This is a genomic window from Pseudooceanicola sp. (assembly GCF_029213205.1).
Taxonomy (GTDB): domain Bacteria; phylum Pseudomonadota; class Alphaproteobacteria; order Rhodobacterales; family Rhodobacteraceae; genus Pseudooceanicola.
Genome location: NZ_JARGNH010000022.1, coordinates 1 through 16,574 on the forward strand (window position 1 = coordinate 1; position 16,574 = coordinate 16,574).

The window sequence follows — 16,574 nt, forward strand, 5'->3', positions numbered from 1 at the left end:
AAAAACCCGTTGGCCCCTGAAAACCCGTTGGCCCCTGGGGTGCTTGGGAGTTACCAATAAACAAGGAATATTTCATATGTCGATGGCCAGTCATTCGGCTAGGAAGCCGACCAAGCGCAACCCTAGAATCGTGATCAATGCGGATGACCTCCCGCATCTGGAGGGCCTGGCCGATGGCATGATGAAGCGTCAGCCAGCCCTCGCGGACCGTCTTTTCGATGAGATCGGTCGGGCGCGGATCGCCGCACCCTCGAAGATGCCGAAGAACGTCGTCAGCATGGGAAGTACGGTGACCTACCGCGACGAAACCACCGGGCAGGAAAAATCGGTTACGCTGGTCTATCCTGAAGAGGCCGACATATCGCAACTGCGGGTGTCAGTCATGACCCCGATCGGTGTTTCCCTGCTGGGCCTGGCGGAAGGGGCAAGCTTTCACTGGGACACACGGGAGAACCAGCGGCGTATGCTGACGATCATCAGGGTGGAGCACCCCCCTTTGGACACCTGAAGCTGTGCGTCAGATCGGCGTGACGGTTCAGACCCATTATCGATGGCGCAAGGAATATGGCGGGACGAGCCACGCTCAGCTCAAGCGTTTCAAAGAGTTGGAGACGGAAAACACCCGGCCCAGGCACGCGGTGTCGGATCTGGCAGTGGATAGGATGATCCTCACCGAGGCTGCACGGGATGAGAGGCTATCAGGAAACCATTCAGCGGATGGTTTCCTGCCCCGAGCGCGCCAGCCCTGCCAAGCTCTTCCCGCCGTCGTCAGTGCATCGCCCCTGTGCGGCAGGCCCTTGGCGTATCTGAGCGCCGGACCTGCCGCACACTCGGGCAGCATCGATTGATCCCGCGCAAAGTTCTTTGCGGCTTGCCGGATGAAGCGCGGCTGACCGAGGACTTCATTGCACGGACAGAAGAGTTCGGGCCCGACGGGTATGCCGACCCGCACGATGCCACATAGGTATTTTGGTGAATGCCCGCCTTGAGGATATAGGCGCGCTGCAATGCAGGCGCAGAAGCGCGTCTTTGACGAGACCGGCAGGCGGATCGTGTCGGAAGGTCAGACCGATCCTGCGACTCCGACAAAGGACATCGCCGGCTGGCAAACGCATCCTATGGGCTGTTTGGCCGACGCGGCGAAGGATTACACAAAAGTGATGCTCCAAATTGTCGGCAACCTTATAAAGAATGAAGTCGAGGCGATGAAAAAACCGTGTAGATTTCGAACAAGGCGACGAGAACCAACCAATCAAAGCCATCTGCCCCGAAACCTCAGGAGGATATGACATGGATCGCAAAGACGCCTATCAGGACAAGTTGCAGGCGCAGCTTGACGAATGGAAAGCCGATATCGCCAAGCTGGGCGCAAAGGCCGAAAAGGCCCAGGCCGAGGCGCGGCTGAAATACATGGAAGAAATCGAGGAGCTTCGTGCACATCAGAAAAAGGCCGAGACAAGGATGGAAGAATTGCAGCACGCCCAGGGCGCGGCCTGGAAGGATATGCAATCAGGCATCGAATCCGCATGGGATGAAATGGGTGATGCCATGAAGCGCGCCTGGAAGCGGTTTTCTTGACGGCGCAACTTGATGCCTTAACAGGCCACAAGCGCCATGGCTGCCGCATTGGCAGCCATTTTTCGTTTCGACCCGATGCTATTTCAGCCGATCACCCGGTGCGATCCTTTGGCCCGAAGGTGATGTAGATCTGTCCGATCACAAACGGCAGAAAACTTGCCCCTCCGGCCAGAAGCAGCCCGGCGATACCAGGATCGGGAAGTTTCAGGACGTCCGACAGGCCGGGCACCCAATGCGCCGTGCCGATCAGCGCCAGACAAAGCGCGATCGCCCCCCAGACCCAAGGGTTGCGCGTGACCTCGTTGACGAACAGACCGTCCTCCCGCGTCCGCATGTTGAACACGTTCCACAGCTGCGCCAGCGCCAGTGTCAGAAAGGCGACCGTCACGGCAGGCGCAACAGCCAGCATCAGCCAATTCAGGGCCAGCCAGAAGGCGGCGAGCGTCGCCAGGGTAATCGCGCCCCCCAACACGCCGATCTTGATCCAGCGACCACGATCGATAATCGGTTCGGCAGGGTCACGCGGCGGTTGCTGCATCACGGAGACGCCCCCCCTTCCCAACCCCAATGCGAAGGCGGGAAAGACATCGGTGATAAGGTTCAGGAACAGGATCTGGAGCGGCAGCAGCGGCATCGGCAACCCCGCCCCGGCGGCCAGACCGACAACCAGAACCTCGCTGACATTGCAGGACATCAGATAGACGACAAATTTTTGGATATTGTCGAATATGATCCGCCCCTGACGCATCGCCGCAATGATCGTGCCAAAGGAATCGTCCCTCAGCACCATATGCGCCGCCTCGCGCGCCACTTCGGTGCCGCGCTGACCCATGGCGATGCCGATATCGGCCTTTTTCAGCGCGGGCGCGTCATTCACCCCGTCGCCGGTCATCGCCACGATATGGCCGTTGTGCTGATAGAGTGATGCAAGCTGCAACTTGGTCACCGGGGCAACGCGGGCAAAGACATCGGCGGCAAGAACGCGGTCGCGCAGCGGACCGTCCGTGCCTTCGGGATCAAGACCGGCCAGATCGCCGCCTTCGATCACCGTCAGATCGCCGTCGCCCGGCGCGCCATGGCCAAGCCCCGCCGCGCGGGCGATTGCGGCGGCGGTGTCGGCGTGATCGCCGGTCATCATCACCACGCGCACGCCGGCCGCACGGGCCGCGGCGATGGCCTGGGCCACGTCAGCGCGCAGCGGATCGCGCAGGCAGACCAGACCGGCCAGAGTCAGATCGTCGTATGGGTCAGCTTCGGCAGAGGTTGTTTGTTTCATCGCTAGGGCAAGCAGGCGCAGCCCGCCGCTGGCGGCGGTGCGGCTGCGCTCCCGCCAATCGGCGCGCACGCTGGCGTCGATCTGCGTTGTGCCGTCCGGTCCCAGAACATGGGTGCAAACATCCATCACCGCTTCGGGGGCACCCTTGACGACATAGAGAAATCCATCGCTATCGCCATGCACGGTGGCCATCATTTTGAGGGCCTGATCAAACGCATGTTCGCCAACTTTTTCAAACGTTTGCAATAGCGCCTCACGGGGCTGACCGACCTGCCGCGCGATCCGCAGCAAGGCCAGTTCCATCGGGTCGCCTGAGGCGTCATCATCCCCCGTTCCCAATGTCGCGCTGTTGCAAAGCGCCCCGATCCGCAGCGCCGCCTCAAGACGCGCATCACCGGGGTCAACCGCGCCCTGGGCGGTTTCAAAACACACGGTGTCGCCCTGCTGAACCAAATCGACCTCCGTTCCGGAGAGGAGATACCGGGCCACCGTCATCTTGTTCTCTGTCAAAGTGCCGGTCTTGTCGGTCAGGATGACGGTCGTGGCCCCCAGGGTTTCCACCGATGACAGGTTCGAAATAACCGCATTGCGCGCCGCCATCCGCCACATCCCGCGCGCCAGGCTCAGCGTGGCGACCACCGGCAACCCTTCGGGAACCGCCGCAACAGCCAGCGCCACACCGGTCTGGATCATCGTCATGGTTTCATGGCCGCGCAGGATGCCTGCCCCGATAACCAGCAGCGCAAGGGCCAGCGTCAGCCAGACCAACCGATGCCCCAACTGATCGAGACGCTTTTCCAACGGCGAAACCGACGATTCGGCCCGCTGCACCAGATCGCTGATATGGCCCAGTTCGGTGTCCATGCCGGTCGTGGTCACAATGCCGGTCCCGGACCCTTGGGTGATCGCCGTGCCTTTGAACACCATGCAGGCCCGTTCATCGATTGCCGCGCCAGGCGCGACCGGGTCGGTCTGCTTTGCCACCGACATGGATTCGCCGGTCAGGACGGATTCGTCGGTTTGCAGGTTCGAGGCCTCGGCAAGCCGCATGTCGGCGGTCACGACATCGCCGGCCTCCAGCAGGACGATATCGCCGGGCACCAGTTCATGCGCATTGACACAAACCGCCTGGCCATCACGCCGCACCCGTGTCGTGATCGTGGCGAGACCTTGCAGCGCCTCCATCGATCGTGCGGCGCGCAGTTCCGTGAAATATCCGATCGCCGCGTTAAGCGCCAACACGACAACAATAGCGACGCCTTCGGCGATATCCTGAAAGAAGAAAGACAGCCCCGCGGCAAACGCCAGCAGCCAGACGATCACCCCCTCAAATTGATGCGCCAGAATGACCAGAACACTTTTCTTTTGCGGCGCACGCAGCTGGTTTGCGCCATGCCGCTCTCGGCGCTGAACAACCGCGCTGTCATCCAGCCCACACGCCGGATCGACGCCAAGCCGATCTGCCACCGCTTGGGTGTGTTCGGTGAAAACGGAGGTCCCGTTCGTGTCATTCATTGCGTCTGCCCATTTTTCTATGCTGGCTTAGATTCAGTCGCCGGGCATCACGGTGCATTGACCACGATCAACAAAGTATTGTTCCCGCCCTTCCGGTTGGCCGAAACATCAAGTTCGGCCCAGAGTCCTGCCAGTTTTCCCATCAGCCCTGCGTGCGGGGCCGGTTCTTGTTCGGTCCTGCCTCCGGTCAGCGCCACTGCGTCCGCGGCGGCCTCGGGATGAGCGCTGGCAAGCGCCTGTCGGCCTGGTCCTGGTCCTGTAGGTCGGGGGTGTCGGCCTGCTCATGCCATTCAGCGACCCTGCTGACCTTACGAGATGACCCCCTCAAAGGATGCCTGCACCAGAGCCCCGACACGACTGAAACCGCCTGCAATTGATCACTCGCAAAAGTCTGGTCCGCAGCGCCCCTCATTCATTCAGGGCAACTGTTCCGTTGTCTTGCGTGTCGCGGCTCAGACCCTGCGCAATCTCTGCCAGTGCCGTTTTATCCAGCGTCTCGACCTCCAGAAGGCGCGTTGCCGCTTCATCCAACACACTGCGGTTGCGCGTCAGGATCTCCAGCGCCAGCTCGGACACTTCCTTCAACACCTCGCGCACGGCATCATCCATCGCCTCTGCCGTCGCCTCGCTGTAGCTGCGCTCGATGTAGCCTGGTCGGTGGTCGCCCAGAAAACCGCTTTTGTCAGACTCATAGCTGACACTGCCCAGGTTCGCGTCCATGCCGTACCGCGCCACCATCGAGCGCGCGATATCGGTGGCGCGGGCCAGATCGTCGGCGGCACCGGTGGACAGATGGTTGAACACCAGCTTTTCCGCGGCGCGGCCCCCCATCAGGACGGCGATCTTGTCGCGCAGTTCGGCCTCGGTCATCAGGAACCGGTCCTCGGTCGGGCGCTGGATCGTGTAGCCAAGTGCGCCGATGCCACGCGGGATGATCGACACCTTGTGCACCTTGTCCACGCCGGGCAGCGCCATCGACACCAGCGCATGGCCCATTTCGTGATAGGCGACGATCTTGCGCTCGCGCGGGTTGATCAGGCGGTTGCGCTTCTCCAGCCCGGCGACGATGCGCTCGATCGCACGGGTGAAATCCTCCATGGTCACGTGTTTGCCGCGTCGCCGCGTGGCCAGCAATGCCGCCTCGTTGACCAGATTGGCCAGATCGGCCCCGGAAAACCCGGTGGTCAGCGCGGCAATGTCGTCCAGCTCCATTTCCGGGGCCAGCACGATCTTTTTCATGTGCACCTTCAGGATCTGCACACGACCCGCACGGTCGGGCCGGTCGACCAGCACTTGCCGGTCGAAACGCCCGGCCCGCAGAAGCGCAGGGTCGAGAATTTCAGGCCGGTTGGTGGCCGACAGCAACACCACGCCAACACTGGGGTCAAACCCGTCCAGCTCGGACAGCAGTTGGTTCAGCGTCTGTTCACGCTCATCATTGCCACCCTGAATCGTTCCTGCCCCACGGGCGCGGCCCAATGCGTCCAGCTCATCGATGAAGATGATGGCGGGGGACGCCTTTCGGGCCTGTTCGAACAGGTCGCGCACCCGCGCCGCGCCGACGCCCACGAACATCTCGACGAACTCGGAGCCGGAGATGGAATAGAACGGCACGCCCGCCTCGCCAGCCACGGCACGTGCCAGCAACGTCTTGCCGGTGCCGGGTGGCCCGACCAGCAGGATACCCTTTGGCATCCGCGCGCCCAGGCTGCCGTAGCTTTCGGGCTCCTTCAGGAAATCGATGACCTCTTGCAACTCGGCCTTGGCCTCGTCCACACCGGCGACATCGGCGAAGGTGACCTTGGTGTCGCTCTCGACATAGATCTTGGCCTTGCTCTTGCCGATCGACATCATGCCGCCCAAGCCCTGTCCGGCCCCCATCTTGCGGATCAGCACCATCCAGATCCCAACAAAGATCAGCGCCGGCAGAACCCAAGACAGGAGCGTCGTGAACCAGGTGTTCTCGACCGCCCCGGTGTAGGTTACCCCGGTTTCATTCAGCCTGTCGGCCAGATCGGGCGCGACCGGCGTTGTTACGAAGCCAGTCTTGCCCTCCTGCGGTTCGGTGAACGTGCCAGTGATCGTGCTGCTGCCGATAACGACCTCGTCGATATATCCCTCGTCGAGATAGGCCTCGAATTGGCTATAGGGGATTGCCTCGATCGTCTGGCTCTGGACCCAGAGATCACGGATCAGGACAACACCCATGACGGCAAGCAGGATGTACCAGATATTGATTTGGGTTCCGCGGTTCATGGGTTTTCTCCGGTTGAAACAGGCGTCGTGTCGGCCGGGTCCCGCCGCCGCAATATCCATTTTGCAGGAAAGACCATCCAGAACGTTGCTAGCCAGAACAGAAATTCAAAAAGGACGCTGCTGTTCTCTGCCTTCTTTCCCTTAAGTCGTGCCGGGAAGGCATCAAGCGTGTTGCCAAATAGGTTGCCGAAAAAGATCATCCGGATCAGCAACATGATGTCGCGGGCGGTCTCGGTTCCGTAGAAGGCATTGAGCCGCGCCACCATATCCGGATCGGGGTTGCGGTTGGTCTCGGCGAAATGTTGGGCGAACAAAAGCGCCGGCAGCTCGTGTTCGCTGGCGGATGCCTCGAATTGCAGATCGAACATGTCACTGATTTCCTTATCGCTCATGCCGCTGGTGACGGCTTGCTGGGCGTGAAACCATGTGCAGTAGGTGCATCCGTTGACCGCCGTCACCACCATCATGATCTTTTCCATGAAGGCGCGCCCGATCTCAGGATTGCGCCTCGCCCGGGCAAGCGCCGGAACTCTTGAGATCAGGAAGCCCAGGTCACGGAAGAGGAGGCCGGGGGAGAATATTCTTCTGTCGTATGTGGTGTTATGCATACTGGCGGTCCCGTTCTGATCGGAATGCAATATCGGATTTTGCAGGCGCTGACAGGATATTCCGGTTCTGCTGACAGGTGCCGTCAGGGCAGGCGGAGGCATCGTGCTGAGCCCTTGACGTCGGGATGTCTGACGGTTCGGCCTGATCTGCATCCAGAGTGTCCGTTATCGTCGCGTCCAGAAACACGCCGACCAAATCGGAACCAGTTATGCCCTTGCGGGGGCGGTTCTGCCAAGATGCCGCGCGATCACCCCTGCCTGAGATAGCCTTTTTATTCGAAATGCCTTGTTGTTGAGCACAGATTTTGCGCGGACCCAAATGCGATCTGAAGGGCACGAGGTCATCATAGGGGCTCTGCTGCACAAATCCCGCGAGGAATTCATCTTGTGAATCCAGTGTGGTAGCTGGATGATATGAGCAGACCGCCCCCCCGACCTACAAGACCAGGAACTGGCCTGCCGATAACGAAGCGCGCAAGCGCCGGGGCTCGCTAACGATCCATTGGTCGGCAGGCGATTACCTGCTATCGCCAAAAGGCTGGTTCGACCCCGAGATGAGCGAGACGTCGTGCCGACAGGGCGACGAGGGGCATCGGGGATGATGATCGCCGTCGTCTCGAACGCGCCGCCCCGCCTGTGCGGCCGCCTTGCTGCCTTGCCGCCTGGCTGGTGGCCATTCGCGGCAGTAGCGAAAGGCCGAAACCGGGCCAAATATTCCGGTACGCTCTTTGACATCGGGAAACATTCGGTAGATCAATGCTTTACAGCAACACCCTTCCCCGCACACGCGGGAAAGAACCGGCGCTGTAGCGCAGGAAGCCCGCTGGGCGGACGATGCGGCCACTTCGCGAGGGACCGCTTCAAGAGGAACCTTGACGTGCGCCTGTGATATCTATTATTCTTGATGTATGGATAGAAATGATGCGCTCGGCGCTTTTTCTGCTCTCAGTCAGGCCACCCGCCTGGACGTGTTTCGTCTTCTGATCAAGGCTGGAGAGGGCGGCATGTCGGCTGGCGACATCAGCGATACGCTCGGGGTGCGTCAGAACACGATGTCGACCAACCTGGGCGTCCTTGCGCGTTCAGGGTTGATCCGGAGTGAGCGCGAGGGGCGCAGCATCCGCTATTTTGCGGACATGAACGGAATGCGCGGCCTGCTGGCCTTCCTGATGGAGGAATGCTGCGGCGGTCGCCCGGATCTGTGCCAGCCAGTCATCAACGAAATCGCCTGCGCCTGTTAGGAGACAGACATGACCAGGGAATCTACAACGTCCGGTTCCTTTGCACCGGAAACTCCGCCAGGTCGATCATCGCGGAAGCCATCATGAATCGCCAGGGGACAGACGAATGCCAAGCGTATTCCGCCGGATCGAGGCCGGGATCCGCACCGCACCGCTACACGCGTGATCTGCTTCGTGGGCGGCACCACGACACCAGCTTTGCACAAACCAAGATCTGGGGTGAATTCGCCCGCCCAGATGCGCCGCAGATGGATTTCGTGTTTGCCGCTTGCGACAATGCCGCTGCCGAAGAAGGTCCATTCAGGCCGGGTCAGCCGATGAGCGCACCTTGGGGGGCTGATCCTGTAAAGGTCGAAGGCCCGGACTCCGTCAAGCGGTTCGGGTTTTCGAAAACCTATCGGACGCTCCGTAACCGCATTTCCATCTTCGTCGGCCTACCGCCTGGCTCGCATGACCGGATGGCACTGCAACGCAACCTCGACGGCTTAGGTCGGTTTGCCGCCAAAGCCGACTGATCCCTCCCTCTCTTCTGAAAGCCCGACATGACCGATACATCGCTTCCCGCTGCGGCAGGACTTGGACTTTTTGAACGCTGGCTATCCGTCTGGGTGGCGCTGGCGATTGGCGCAGGGCTGTTGCTTGGCAATCTGTTTCCCGGCGCGTTTGCAGCGCTCGCCTCTCTGGAGATCGCGTCGGTCAACTTGCCCGTGGCGGTGCTGATCTGGGCCATGGTCTATCCCATGATGGTCGGTGTCGACTTTGGCGCGCTGCGCCAGGTGGGCGACAAACCAAAGGGGCTGGTCGTCACACTGGTGGTAAACTGGCTGATCAAGCCCTTCACGATGGCAGCCCTCGGCGTGCTGTTTTTCAACCACGTCTTTGCCGGCCTGATCCCGCCGGACGACGCGCAGGCCTACCTGGCGGGCGTGATTCTGCTGGGGGCAGCGCCCTGCACCGCGATGGTGTTCGTCTGGTCGAACCTGACGCGCGGCGACGCCACCTACACGCTGGTGCAGGTCAGTGTGAACGATGTCATCATGGTCTTTGCTTTTGCGCCGATCGTGGCCTTCCTGCTCGGTGCGACAAATATCGTCGTGCCCTGGGACACCCTGCTGTTGTCGGTTGGCCTCTATGTCATGTTGCCGCTACTGGTCGGATACATGACGCGACGGCGGCTGATCGCCAAAGGTGGCGAAGCGGCTGTCGATAGCTTCAAGTCCCGCGTTCAGCCGTTCTCGATCCTCGGGTTGCTGATAACGGTGGTGCTGCTGTTCGCCTTTCAGGGGGAGGTGATCCTTGAGCGCCCGCTGGTGATCGCCCTGATAGCGGTGCCGTTGTTGATCCAGTCCTACGGCATCTTCTTTCTGGCCTACGGGGCCGCGCGGGCTTGGGGCATCCCGTTCAATGTCGCGGCCCCCTGCGCCCTCATCGGCACGTCCAACTTCTTCGAGCTGGCCGTCGCGGTCGCGATCAGCCTGTTCGGTCTGGGATCGGGGGCGGCGTTGGCCACGGTCGTCGGGGTTCTGGTCGAAGTGCCGGTCATGCTTTCACTCGTCGCATTCGCGAACAGAACCCAGCACTGGTTTCCCTCTGAAAAGGGTTCCGCATGACCGTTGTCCCCCATCTCGCCACCGGCTGGACCCGTCCGCAGCTGTTGGCGCGGCTTGCCGCGATGCAGGTGCCCCCCAATCTGATCAATCGGCCCATTGTCCGCTCACCAAGAGCTGTCCGGCTCTGCCGCCCGAGCGCCTCCGTGCTGGATCGTCTCGACCGTCGGCCAGCCGGGCCAATCACGAAGGAAGACGGCACGCTGCTGATTGACGCGGAAGGAAACCGAGTTGTCTGATACCCCGAACCTTGAAGAAGAATATTTCAAAGCAATCGATATGGATCGCCTGATTGCACCTGCGCGGGCAACGCAGGCCCCACGCATTCTGCTGCTCTACGGCTCGCTCCGGGACCGGTCATTCAGTCGGTTGATGACCGAGGAAGCGGCCCGAATCCTGGCGCGTTTTGGGGCCGAGACGCGCACCTATTGCCCATCTGGCCTGCCGCTTCCCGACGATGCTGAGGCCACGCATCCAAAGGTGCAGGAGCTGCGCGATCTGGTCACTTGGTCCGAAGGGATGGTCTGGTGTTCGCCAGAACGGCATGGTGCGATGAGCGGCATCATGAAAACCCAGATCGACTGGATTCCCCTCGCCCTCGGCGGTGTGCGACCGACGCAGGGAAAAACGCTCGCCGTCATGCAGGTCAGCGGCGGCTCGCAAAGCTTCAATGCCGTGAATCAGCTTCGCATCCTGGGGCGCTGGATGCGCCTGCTGACGATCCCAAACCAGTCCTCCACCCCCAAGGCGTTTCTGGAATTTGATGATGCGGATCGAATGAAGCCATCGCCATTCTACGACCGGGTCGTCGATGTCATGGAAGAATTGATGAAGTTCACGATGCTGACCAGAGACAACACGGACTACCTGTTGGATCGCTACAGCGAGCGGAAGGAAAGCGCCGCCGAGCTGTCGAAGCGCGTCAATCAGAAAGCGATCTGATCGACATTTCGAACACAACGCCGCGCGACTCATCCGCCACAGGACGGCTGAGCCGGTCAGCGCTGGCCCGACGCTGCGGGTGCAACAACACCTGCTGCGCGACACTGGCATCACCCCGTACACCTGGGACCGGAAAAGCGCCGGGATCCGGGTGAGCCGGAACGGCGTGGCGACCGGCGCTGCGTCAAAGAGCTGAGCGGCTTTGCCACAGGGGGATCGTTTCGATGCGGGAACGCGGCGCGGTCACCGCCCTTCGAACCGGGGCGGGCGTTTTTCGCGGACGGCATCGCGGCCTTCACGGAAATCATGGCTTTCGCGACATTCCAGCGCGATCTCGGCGATCCGGGCCGGGTTGCGGGCGCTTTCGGGTTTGAGCAGGTCGGCGATGGTTTCCTTGGTCGCACGCACCGACAGCGGCGCATTGGCGGCGATCTGATTGGCGAAATTCAGTGCCGCAGGCCAGAGCGCATCGGGCGCATAGACATGTTCCACCAGCCCCCAGTCCCGTGCCGTTTCGGCATCCACCCGGTCACCGACAAACAGCAGGCGCCGGGTCCGGGCCGGGCCGATGGCGTCGACCAGGCTTTGCAGCCCTTCCGACCCATAGGACAAGCCCAGCCGCGTCGCCGGGATGCCAAAGCTCGAGTCGCTTGAGGCCAGGCGGAAATCGCAGTTCATCGCGGTCATCAGACCGCCACCGATGCAATAGCCCTTGATCGCGGCGATGATCGGGATCGGGCAATCGAGCAGCATTTTCTGGCGCGCGACAAAATCGACGCCGGTGGGACGCGGGCCTTCAAAGCCGCTGAGGTTGGCACCGGAGATAAAGGATTTGCCACCAATGCCGGTAAAGATCAGCGCCCGCGCCCCCGCTGCCACGGCGGTCTCCAGCGCCTTGACCATCCCGGCGGTTGCCGGTTCGTCCAGCGCGTTCAGTTTCTGCGGGATCTGGATCGCCAGAATGGCGACACGGTCGACAAGGCGCAGCCCGACTCGCCCGTCGCCAAAGCTTTGATCAGGGGTCCAGTCGGGCGGGAAATTGCTATCGGTCATCTGGGGGTTCCTTCAGGGTTTCAATACGATGGGAGCGGTGGTGGCACGGGGTTCCAGCAGCCGATGCGCCGCAGCGGCTTCGGCCAGCGGCAGCACCGCGCCGATGGCGGTGTTGCACACCAGGGCCTCACCCGGGGCCGGGGCGGGGCAGGTTACCTGTTCCAGCGCCATGACCTCCGCCATGGGCGTGGATGAGAATGGAATGTGTTTTCAACGACTTTCTCCCAGGTCAGCCACTCGAAACGCGGATCACCGTGCGGCCCTCTGCACGAGGATAGAATCCGTCAATGTATACTTGCAATGCCTTTACTTATACATAGAGCCGCATAGCGACTATGCCCCGATGAGAGGAAACCAAGTGGCCCGCGCCAGCGAAACGGTCCGGCTGAAACTGGAAGGTGAGATCAACGCGGGCACCTTGCGCCCCGGCGACAGCATCGACGAGAAATCGCTGGCCGCGCGGTTCGCAATCTCGCGCACCCCGGCGCGCGAGGCGATCATGCAGCTTGCCGCCTCGGGACTGGTCGAGATCCGGCCACGTCACGGCGCCGTCGTCGTCGCGCTCGGCGCCGAAGAGGCGGTGGCGATGATGGAGACGCTGGCCCTGCTTGAGGCCGAAGCCGCCGCGCTGGCCGCGCACCGGATGCGAGACGACGAGGTGGCGGCGATGATCGCGATCTATCAAGACAGCCGCGACAGCGTGGCCGTGTTCGACAGCGATGGCTACATCCGACTGAACACAAGGTTTCACCAAGCGATCCATGACGGTGCCCGCAACGGCTACCTCAGCCAAATGATCCGTCAGACTCGCAAGCGGATGAGTTTCTATCACGCCTCCAGCCTCAATCAAAAAGCGCGGCTGGACCGCTCTTGGCAGGAACACGGCAGGGTGGTCGAGGCGATCCGCCAGGGCGATGCCACGGCGGCGCGCGAGTCGATGTTCGACCACATCCTGTCCGGCGGGCGGGTCTATGCCGATCTGGTCGCGGCGCTAAAGGAAACCAACCCCGCATCAGAGGAACCCTGACCCCATGTTTGAGGCTGACGTATGACCCAATTGCCGCTGGACCGATTTACCGTTCTCGATCTGACCCGAATCCGCTCTGGTCCGACTTGCGTCAGGCAATTCGCCGATTGGGGGGCCAATGTCATCAAGGTCGAGCCGCCCGAAGACGCCGCCGGCTATGGCAATCGCGACACCTCGGATTTCCAGAACCTGCATCGCAACAAGCGCAGCCTGACGCTGGATCTGAAAACCCCTGAGGGGCAAGAGATCCTCGGCAAGCTGATCGACAAGGCCGATGCGCTGGTCGAAAATTTCCGCCCCGGGGTCAAGGCCCGGCTGGGGCTGGATTGGGAAACGCTGCACGCCCGCAATCCGCGGCTGGTGCTTGGCTCGATCTCTGGCTTCGGGCAGACCGGCCCCTATGCCGAACGCCCCGGCTTCGATCAGGTGGCGCAGGGCATGGGTGGGCTGATGTCGATCACCGGCCTGCCGGGTCAAGGACCGGTGCGGGTGGGGGTGCCGATCGCCGACCTGACAGCGGGGCTCTATTGCGCCATGGGCATGATGATGGCGCTGCTCGACCGCGAGCGCACCGGCAAGGGCCAATGGGTACACACCAGCCTGCTGCAGGCACAGATCGGGATGCTGGACTTTCAGGCGGTGCGCTGGCTGATCGACGGGGTGGTGCCCGAACAGGCTGGCAACGATCACCCGACAGCGGTGCCGATGGGGGTCTATCCGACCTCGGACGGGGCGATGAATATCGCGGTGAACGGCGCCCGGATGTGGAAGGATTTCTGTAACGTCATCGACCGGCTCGACCTGTTCGATCATCCCGATTACGCCACCCCCAAGGACCGTCAGAAAAACCGCGCGGTGCTGAATGCGCTGATCTACGAGATCACCAGCACCCGCAGCGTCGCAGAGCTGACCGAGGCGCTGCTGGCCGCCGCCATCCCCTGCGGGCCGATCAACCGGATCGATGCGGTGTTTGCCGATCCCCAGGTCCAGCACCTGCCGATTGTCGCCGAGGTCGATCACCCGACCAAGGGCCGCCAGCGCCTGCTGGGCCAGGCCTTTCAACTGGACGGGGTCGAACCGGCGATGCATTCCGCCACCCCGGATTGCGGCGAACATACGGTCGAAGTCCTGAGCGAACTCGGCTACACCGCCGAACAGATCACAGCATTCAGAACCGGAGGCATCGCATGAGCCAGCTCGCCAAAATCCCGCCCGAAGCCGAGGCCGACGGCTATACGCCGCAGATCCGCGTCGAGGTAAGGGACGGCATTGGCTGGATGATCTTTGCCAATCCGAAACGTCGCAACGCGGTGACCTTTACGATGTGGCGTCAAATCCCGGCGGCCCTGGCCGATCTCGCCGCCGATCCTTCGGTCCGGGTGGTGGCGCTGCGTGGCGAGGGCGAAAGCTCGTTCATCTCCGGCGCTGATATCTCGGAATTTGCCACCCGTCGCTCGACCCCCGAACAGGTTGCCGCCTATGACGTGGTCGGGACCGAGGCGAATACCGCCATCGTCAATTTCTCCAAGCCCACGGTCGCGGTGATCCGCACCTGGTGCGTCGGCGGCGGTGTCGCCACCGCGCTGGGTTGCGACCTGCGCATCGCCGCCGAGGACACCCGCTTTGCGGTGCCCGCTGCCCGGCTCGGTCTTGGCTATCGCTATTCCGGGATCAAGGCGCTGGTGGATGTCGTCGGCCCGGCCAATGCGCGTGAGATCTTCTTTACCGCCCGCCAATATACCTCGGCTGAGGCGCAGGCGATGGGCCTGATCAATCGCATCCTGCCGGTGGCGGGGTTCGATGCCGCCGCCGAGGCCTATCTCGCCCAGATCGCTGGCAATGCACCGCTGACCATGCACGCCGCCAAACTGGCGATCGGCGCCACCGGGCAGGACGCGGAGCAGCGCGACATGGCCACGATCGAGACCGCGATCCAGGCCTGTTTCGACAGCGAGGATTATCTCGAAGGCCGCAAAGCCTTTGCCAAGAAGCGCCCGCCGGTGTTCAAGGGGCGGTGACCCTGCTGGGGGTGAGTTGAGGTGCGCGCCATGCGGGCACCCCAACCGCTGTAAACCGGTAGGCAACTGTAAACCGATAGGCAGATATGCCTTGGGTCGCTTAAACCAAGACCTCCATCGACTCCTGCTCGCCGACCCCGAACACCCGCTTGTAGCGCGCGATCTGATCCGCCGGGCCCATCGCCTTTTCCGGGTTGTCCGAAAGCTTCACCGTCGCCCGTCCGTCCGCCGCGATGGCCTTGCAGACCAGCGAGAACGGCGCCAGCGCGTCACCCGGGACCAGGCCGCGGAAATCATTGGTCAGCAGCGTGCCCCAGCCGAAGGACACCCGGACCCGGCCAGAGAATTGCCGGTGCAGTTCCTCGATCTTGTCGACATCGAGCCCGTCGGAAAAGATCACCAGCTTGCCAGTCGGATCCTCACCGCGCGATTTCCACCAGTTGATCGCGATTTCCGCGCCGGCGGCCGGATCGCCGCTGTCGATGCGAATGCCGGTCCAGCCCGCCAGCCAATCCGGCGCCTTTTCAAGGAACCCTTCGGTGCCATAGGTGTCGGGCAGGATGATGCGCAGGTTGCCGTCGTGTTCGACCTGCCAATCGGCGAGCACGTCATAGGGCGCCCGGGCCAGCGCCGCGTCATCCTTGGCCAGCGCCGAATAGACCATCGGCAGCTCGTGGGCATTGGTGCCCACCGCCTCAAGGTCGCGGCGCATGGCGATCAGACAATTCGAGGTGCCGGTGAATTTCGGCCCCAACCCTTCGAGCATCGCCTGCACGCACCAATCCTGCCAGAGAAAGGAATGCCGCCGCCTTGTGCCAAAATCAGCGATCCTGAGGGTGTCGAGCGATTTCAGCCGTTCGATCTTTTCCCAGATCTTGGTCATGCCGCGGGCATAGAGCACCTGCAGTTCGAACCGGCCCAAGGTGCCGAGGACAGCCCGGCCGCGCAGCTCCATCAGGATGGCGAGAGCGGGAATTTCCCACATCATCACCTCGGGCCAGGATCCTTCGAATGTCAGCTCATATTGGTCGCCGACCCGTTCCAGATGATAGGGCGGCAGCGACAAGGTCTCGAACCATTCCATGAAATCAGAGCGGAACATCTGCCGCTTGCCATAAAAGGTGTTGCCACGCAGCCAGGTGGATTCGCCACGGGTCAGGCGGAGCGAGCGGACATGATCCAGCTGTTCGCGCAACTCGCCCTCGTCGATCAGATCGGCCAGCGGGATCGTCTTGGTCCGGTTGATCAGCGAAAAGGTGACATTGGTGTCGGGTTTGTTGCGAAACACCGACTGGCACATCAGCAGTTTGTAGAAATCGGTGTCGATGAGGGACCGGACGATCGGATCGATCTTCCAGCGGTGATTCCAGACGCGGGTGGCGATGTCGGCCATAGGCGGCTCTCCCTCAATAGCGAGTTCGCTTAAAGCAGGGCGGTCAGGGTGTTGGCAAGG

17 protein-coding genes and 1 pseudogene are annotated in these 16,574 nt (G+C 62.0%); 11 read left to right on the top strand and 7 right to left on the bottom strand.

Annotated features, from left to right (window positions below; genetic code table 11):
* Nucleotides 1-76: 76 nt before the first annotated feature.
* The 3 genes from rnk to P1U48_RS14400 all read left to right on the top strand — a co-directional run bounded on the left by rnk (nt 77) and on the right by P1U48_RS14400 (nt 1,578).
* Nucleotides 77-508, top strand: a complete 432-nt coding sequence (gene rnk, locus P1U48_RS14390) for a nucleoside diphosphate kinase regulator (RefSeq protein ID WP_301069847.1) — start codon at nt 77-79, stop codon at nt 506-508.
* Nucleotides 509-1,007: 499 nt separating this feature from the next.
* On the top strand, nt 1,008-1,289 hold the full coding sequence (locus P1U48_RS14395) for a hypothetical protein (RefSeq protein ID WP_301069848.1): 282 nt from the start codon (nt 1,008-1,010) through the stop codon (nt 1,287-1,289).
* Between the two features lies 1 nt (nt 1,290).
* A complete protein-coding gene (locus P1U48_RS14400) occupies nt 1,291-1,578 on the top strand; it encodes a coiled coil domain-containing protein (protein WP_301069850.1) in 288 nt (95 codons plus the stop codon).
* A 91-nt stretch (nt 1,579-1,669) separates the two neighbouring features.
* Here the strand turns inward: P1U48_RS14400 and P1U48_RS14405 are convergent, their stop codons facing one another.
* From P1U48_RS14405 to P1U48_RS14420, 4 genes are all read right to left on the bottom strand, one after another.
* Entirely contained in the window at nt 1,670-4,369 is a 2,700-nt protein-coding gene (locus P1U48_RS14405) for a cation-transporting P-type ATPase (protein WP_301069852.1), read from the bottom strand.
* Between the two features lie 47 nt (nt 4,370-4,416).
* A complete protein-coding gene (locus tag P1U48_RS14410) occupies nt 4,417-4,566 on the bottom strand; it encodes a hypothetical protein (RefSeq protein ID WP_301069854.1) in 150 nt (49 codons plus the stop codon).
* 211 nt (nt 4,567-4,777) lie between these two features.
* Nucleotides 4,778-6,625, bottom strand: coding sequence for an ATP-dependent zinc metalloprotease FtsH (gene ftsH / locus P1U48_RS14415; RefSeq protein WP_301069856.1), 1,848 nt, complete (start codon nt 6,623-6,625; stop codon nt 4,778-4,780).
* On the bottom strand, nt 6,622-7,233 hold the full coding sequence (locus tag P1U48_RS14420) for a carboxymuconolactone decarboxylase family protein (RefSeq protein ID WP_301069858.1): 612 nt from the start codon (nt 7,231-7,233) through the stop codon (nt 6,622-6,624). The genes ftsH and P1U48_RS14420 overlap by 4 nt, the downstream gene beginning before the upstream one ends.
* Nucleotides 7,234-8,141: 908 nt before the next feature.
* Here P1U48_RS14420 and P1U48_RS14425 point away from each other — a divergent pair.
* The 5 genes and pseudogenes from P1U48_RS14425 (at nt 8,142) to arsH (ending at nt 11,023) form a co-directional block, all read left to right on the top strand.
* Nucleotides 8,142-8,474, top strand: coding sequence for a helix-turn-helix domain-containing protein (locus tag P1U48_RS14425; protein ID WP_301069859.1), 333 nt, complete (start codon nt 8,142-8,144; stop codon nt 8,472-8,474).
* 83 nt (nt 8,475-8,557) lie between these two features.
* Nucleotides 8,558-8,989, top strand: a complete 432-nt coding sequence (locus tag P1U48_RS14430) for an arsenate reductase ArsC (RefSeq protein ID WP_301069860.1) — start codon at nt 8,558-8,560, stop codon at nt 8,987-8,989.
* A 27-nt stretch (nt 8,990-9,016) separates the two neighbouring features.
* Nucleotides 9,017-10,084 (top strand): ACR3 family arsenite efflux transporter, encoded by a 1,068-nt coding sequence (gene arsB, locus P1U48_RS14435; RefSeq protein WP_301069862.1) that lies wholly within the window; start codon nt 9,017-9,019, stop codon nt 10,082-10,084.
* Between the two features lie 2 nt (nt 10,085-10,086).
* Nucleotides 10,087-10,320 (top strand): annotated as a pseudogene (locus P1U48_RS14440) (ArsC/Spx/MgsR family protein); the annotation flags it as partial.
* The gene (arsH, locus tag P1U48_RS14445) at nt 10,313-11,023 is read left to right on the top strand and encodes an arsenical resistance protein ArsH (protein ID WP_301069864.1); all 711 of its coding nucleotides are present in this window, start codon (nt 10,313-10,315) and stop codon (nt 11,021-11,023) included. The pseudogene P1U48_RS14440 and the gene arsH, both read left to right, overlap by 8 nt.
* 243 nt (nt 11,024-11,266) lie before the next feature.
* Here arsH and P1U48_RS14450 read toward each other — a convergent pair whose 3' ends face one another.
* Nucleotides 11,267-12,076, bottom strand: a complete 810-nt coding sequence (locus tag P1U48_RS14450) for an enoyl-CoA hydratase-related protein (RefSeq protein WP_301069866.1) — start codon at nt 12,074-12,076, stop codon at nt 11,267-11,269.
* A gap of 12 nt (nt 12,077-12,088) precedes the next feature.
* On the bottom strand, nt 12,089-12,259 hold the full coding sequence (locus P1U48_RS14455; RefSeq protein WP_301069867.1) for a hypothetical protein: 171 nt from the start codon (nt 12,257-12,259) through the stop codon (nt 12,089-12,091).
* A gap of 160 nt (nt 12,260-12,419) precedes the next feature.
* Between P1U48_RS14455 and P1U48_RS14460 the strand changes: the two genes are divergently transcribed.
* The 3 genes from P1U48_RS14460 to P1U48_RS14470 are packed head-to-tail and all read left to right on the top strand — an operon-like array spanning nt 12,420 to nt 15,121.
* Nucleotides 12,420-13,103 carry a GntR family transcriptional regulator gene (locus P1U48_RS14460; RefSeq protein WP_301069868.1) on the top strand — a complete coding sequence of 228 codons (684 nt, stop codon included), beginning with the start codon at nt 12,420-12,422 and terminating at the stop codon, nt 13,101-13,103.
* A gap of 21 nt (nt 13,104-13,124) precedes the next feature.
* Entirely contained in the window at nt 13,125-14,294 is a 1,170-nt protein-coding gene (locus tag P1U48_RS14465; RefSeq protein ID WP_301069870.1) for a CoA transferase, read from the top strand.
* Nucleotides 14,291-15,121 (top strand): enoyl-CoA hydratase, encoded by an 831-nt coding sequence (locus tag P1U48_RS14470; RefSeq protein WP_301069871.1) that lies wholly within the window; start codon nt 14,291-14,293, stop codon nt 15,119-15,121. The genes P1U48_RS14465 and P1U48_RS14470 overlap by 4 nt, the downstream gene beginning before the upstream one ends.
* 100 nt (nt 15,122-15,221) lie before the next feature.
* On the opposite strand, the gene pncB is transcribed toward P1U48_RS14470, so the two are convergent.
* Nucleotides 15,222-16,514 carry a nicotinate phosphoribosyltransferase gene (gene pncB, locus P1U48_RS14475; RefSeq protein ID WP_301069873.1) on the bottom strand — a complete coding sequence of 431 codons (1,293 nt, stop codon included), beginning with the start codon at nt 16,512-16,514 and terminating at the stop codon, nt 15,222-15,224.
* Nucleotides 16,515-16,574 lie beyond the last annotated feature (60 nt).

What these genes read in the sequence shown, in the direction of transcription:
- P1U48_RS14400 (WP_301069850.1), top strand. Translation starts at nt 1,291, where the DNA reads ATGGATCGCAAAGACGCCTATCAGGACAAGTTGCAGGCGCAGCTTGAC.
- P1U48_RS14460 (WP_301069868.1), top strand. Translation starts at nt 12,420, where the DNA reads ATGAGAGGAAACCAAGTGGCCCGCGCCAGCGAAACGGTCCGGCTGAAA.
- P1U48_RS14470 (WP_301069871.1), top strand. Translation starts at nt 14,291, where the DNA reads ATGAGCCAGCTCGCCAAAATCCCGCCCGAAGCCGAGGCCGACGGCTAT.
- P1U48_RS14430 (WP_301069860.1), top strand. Translation starts at nt 8,558, where the DNA reads ATGAATCGCCAGGGGACAGACGAATGCCAAGCGTATTCCGCCGGATCG.
- P1U48_RS14450 (WP_301069866.1), bottom strand. Translation starts at nt 12,076, where the DNA reads ATGACCGATAGCAATTTCCCGCCCGACTGGACCCCTGATCAAAGCTTT.
- P1U48_RS14455 (WP_301069867.1), bottom strand. Translation starts at nt 12,259, where the DNA reads ATGGCGGAGGTCATGGCGCTGGAACAGGTAACCTGCCCCGCCCCGGCC.
- pncB (WP_301069873.1), bottom strand. Translation starts at nt 16,514, where the DNA reads ATGGCCGACATCGCCACCCGCGTCTGGAATCACCGCTGGAAGATCGAT.
- P1U48_RS14420 (WP_301069858.1), bottom strand. Translation starts at nt 7,233, where the DNA reads ATGCATAACACCACATACGACAGAAGAATATTCTCCCCCGGCCTCCTC.
- P1U48_RS14405 (WP_301069852.1), bottom strand. Translation starts at nt 4,369, where the DNA reads ATGAATGACACGAACGGGACCTCCGTTTTCACCGAACACACCCAAGCG.
- P1U48_RS14425 (WP_301069859.1), top strand. Translation starts at nt 8,142, where the DNA reads ATGGATAGAAATGATGCGCTCGGCGCTTTTTCTGCTCTCAGTCAGGCC.
- P1U48_RS14395 (WP_301069848.1), top strand. Translation starts at nt 1,008, where the DNA reads ATGCAGGCGCAGAAGCGCGTCTTTGACGAGACCGGCAGGCGGATCGTG.
- ftsH (WP_301069856.1), bottom strand. Translation starts at nt 6,625, where the DNA reads ATGAACCGCGGAACCCAAATCAATATCTGGTACATCCTGCTTGCCGTC.
- P1U48_RS14465 (WP_301069870.1), top strand. Translation starts at nt 13,125, where the DNA reads ATGACCCAATTGCCGCTGGACCGATTTACCGTTCTCGATCTGACCCGA.
- arsB (WP_301069862.1), top strand. Translation starts at nt 9,017, where the DNA reads ATGACCGATACATCGCTTCCCGCTGCGGCAGGACTTGGACTTTTTGAA.
- rnk (WP_301069847.1), top strand. Translation starts at nt 77, where the DNA reads ATGTCGATGGCCAGTCATTCGGCTAGGAAGCCGACCAAGCGCAACCCT.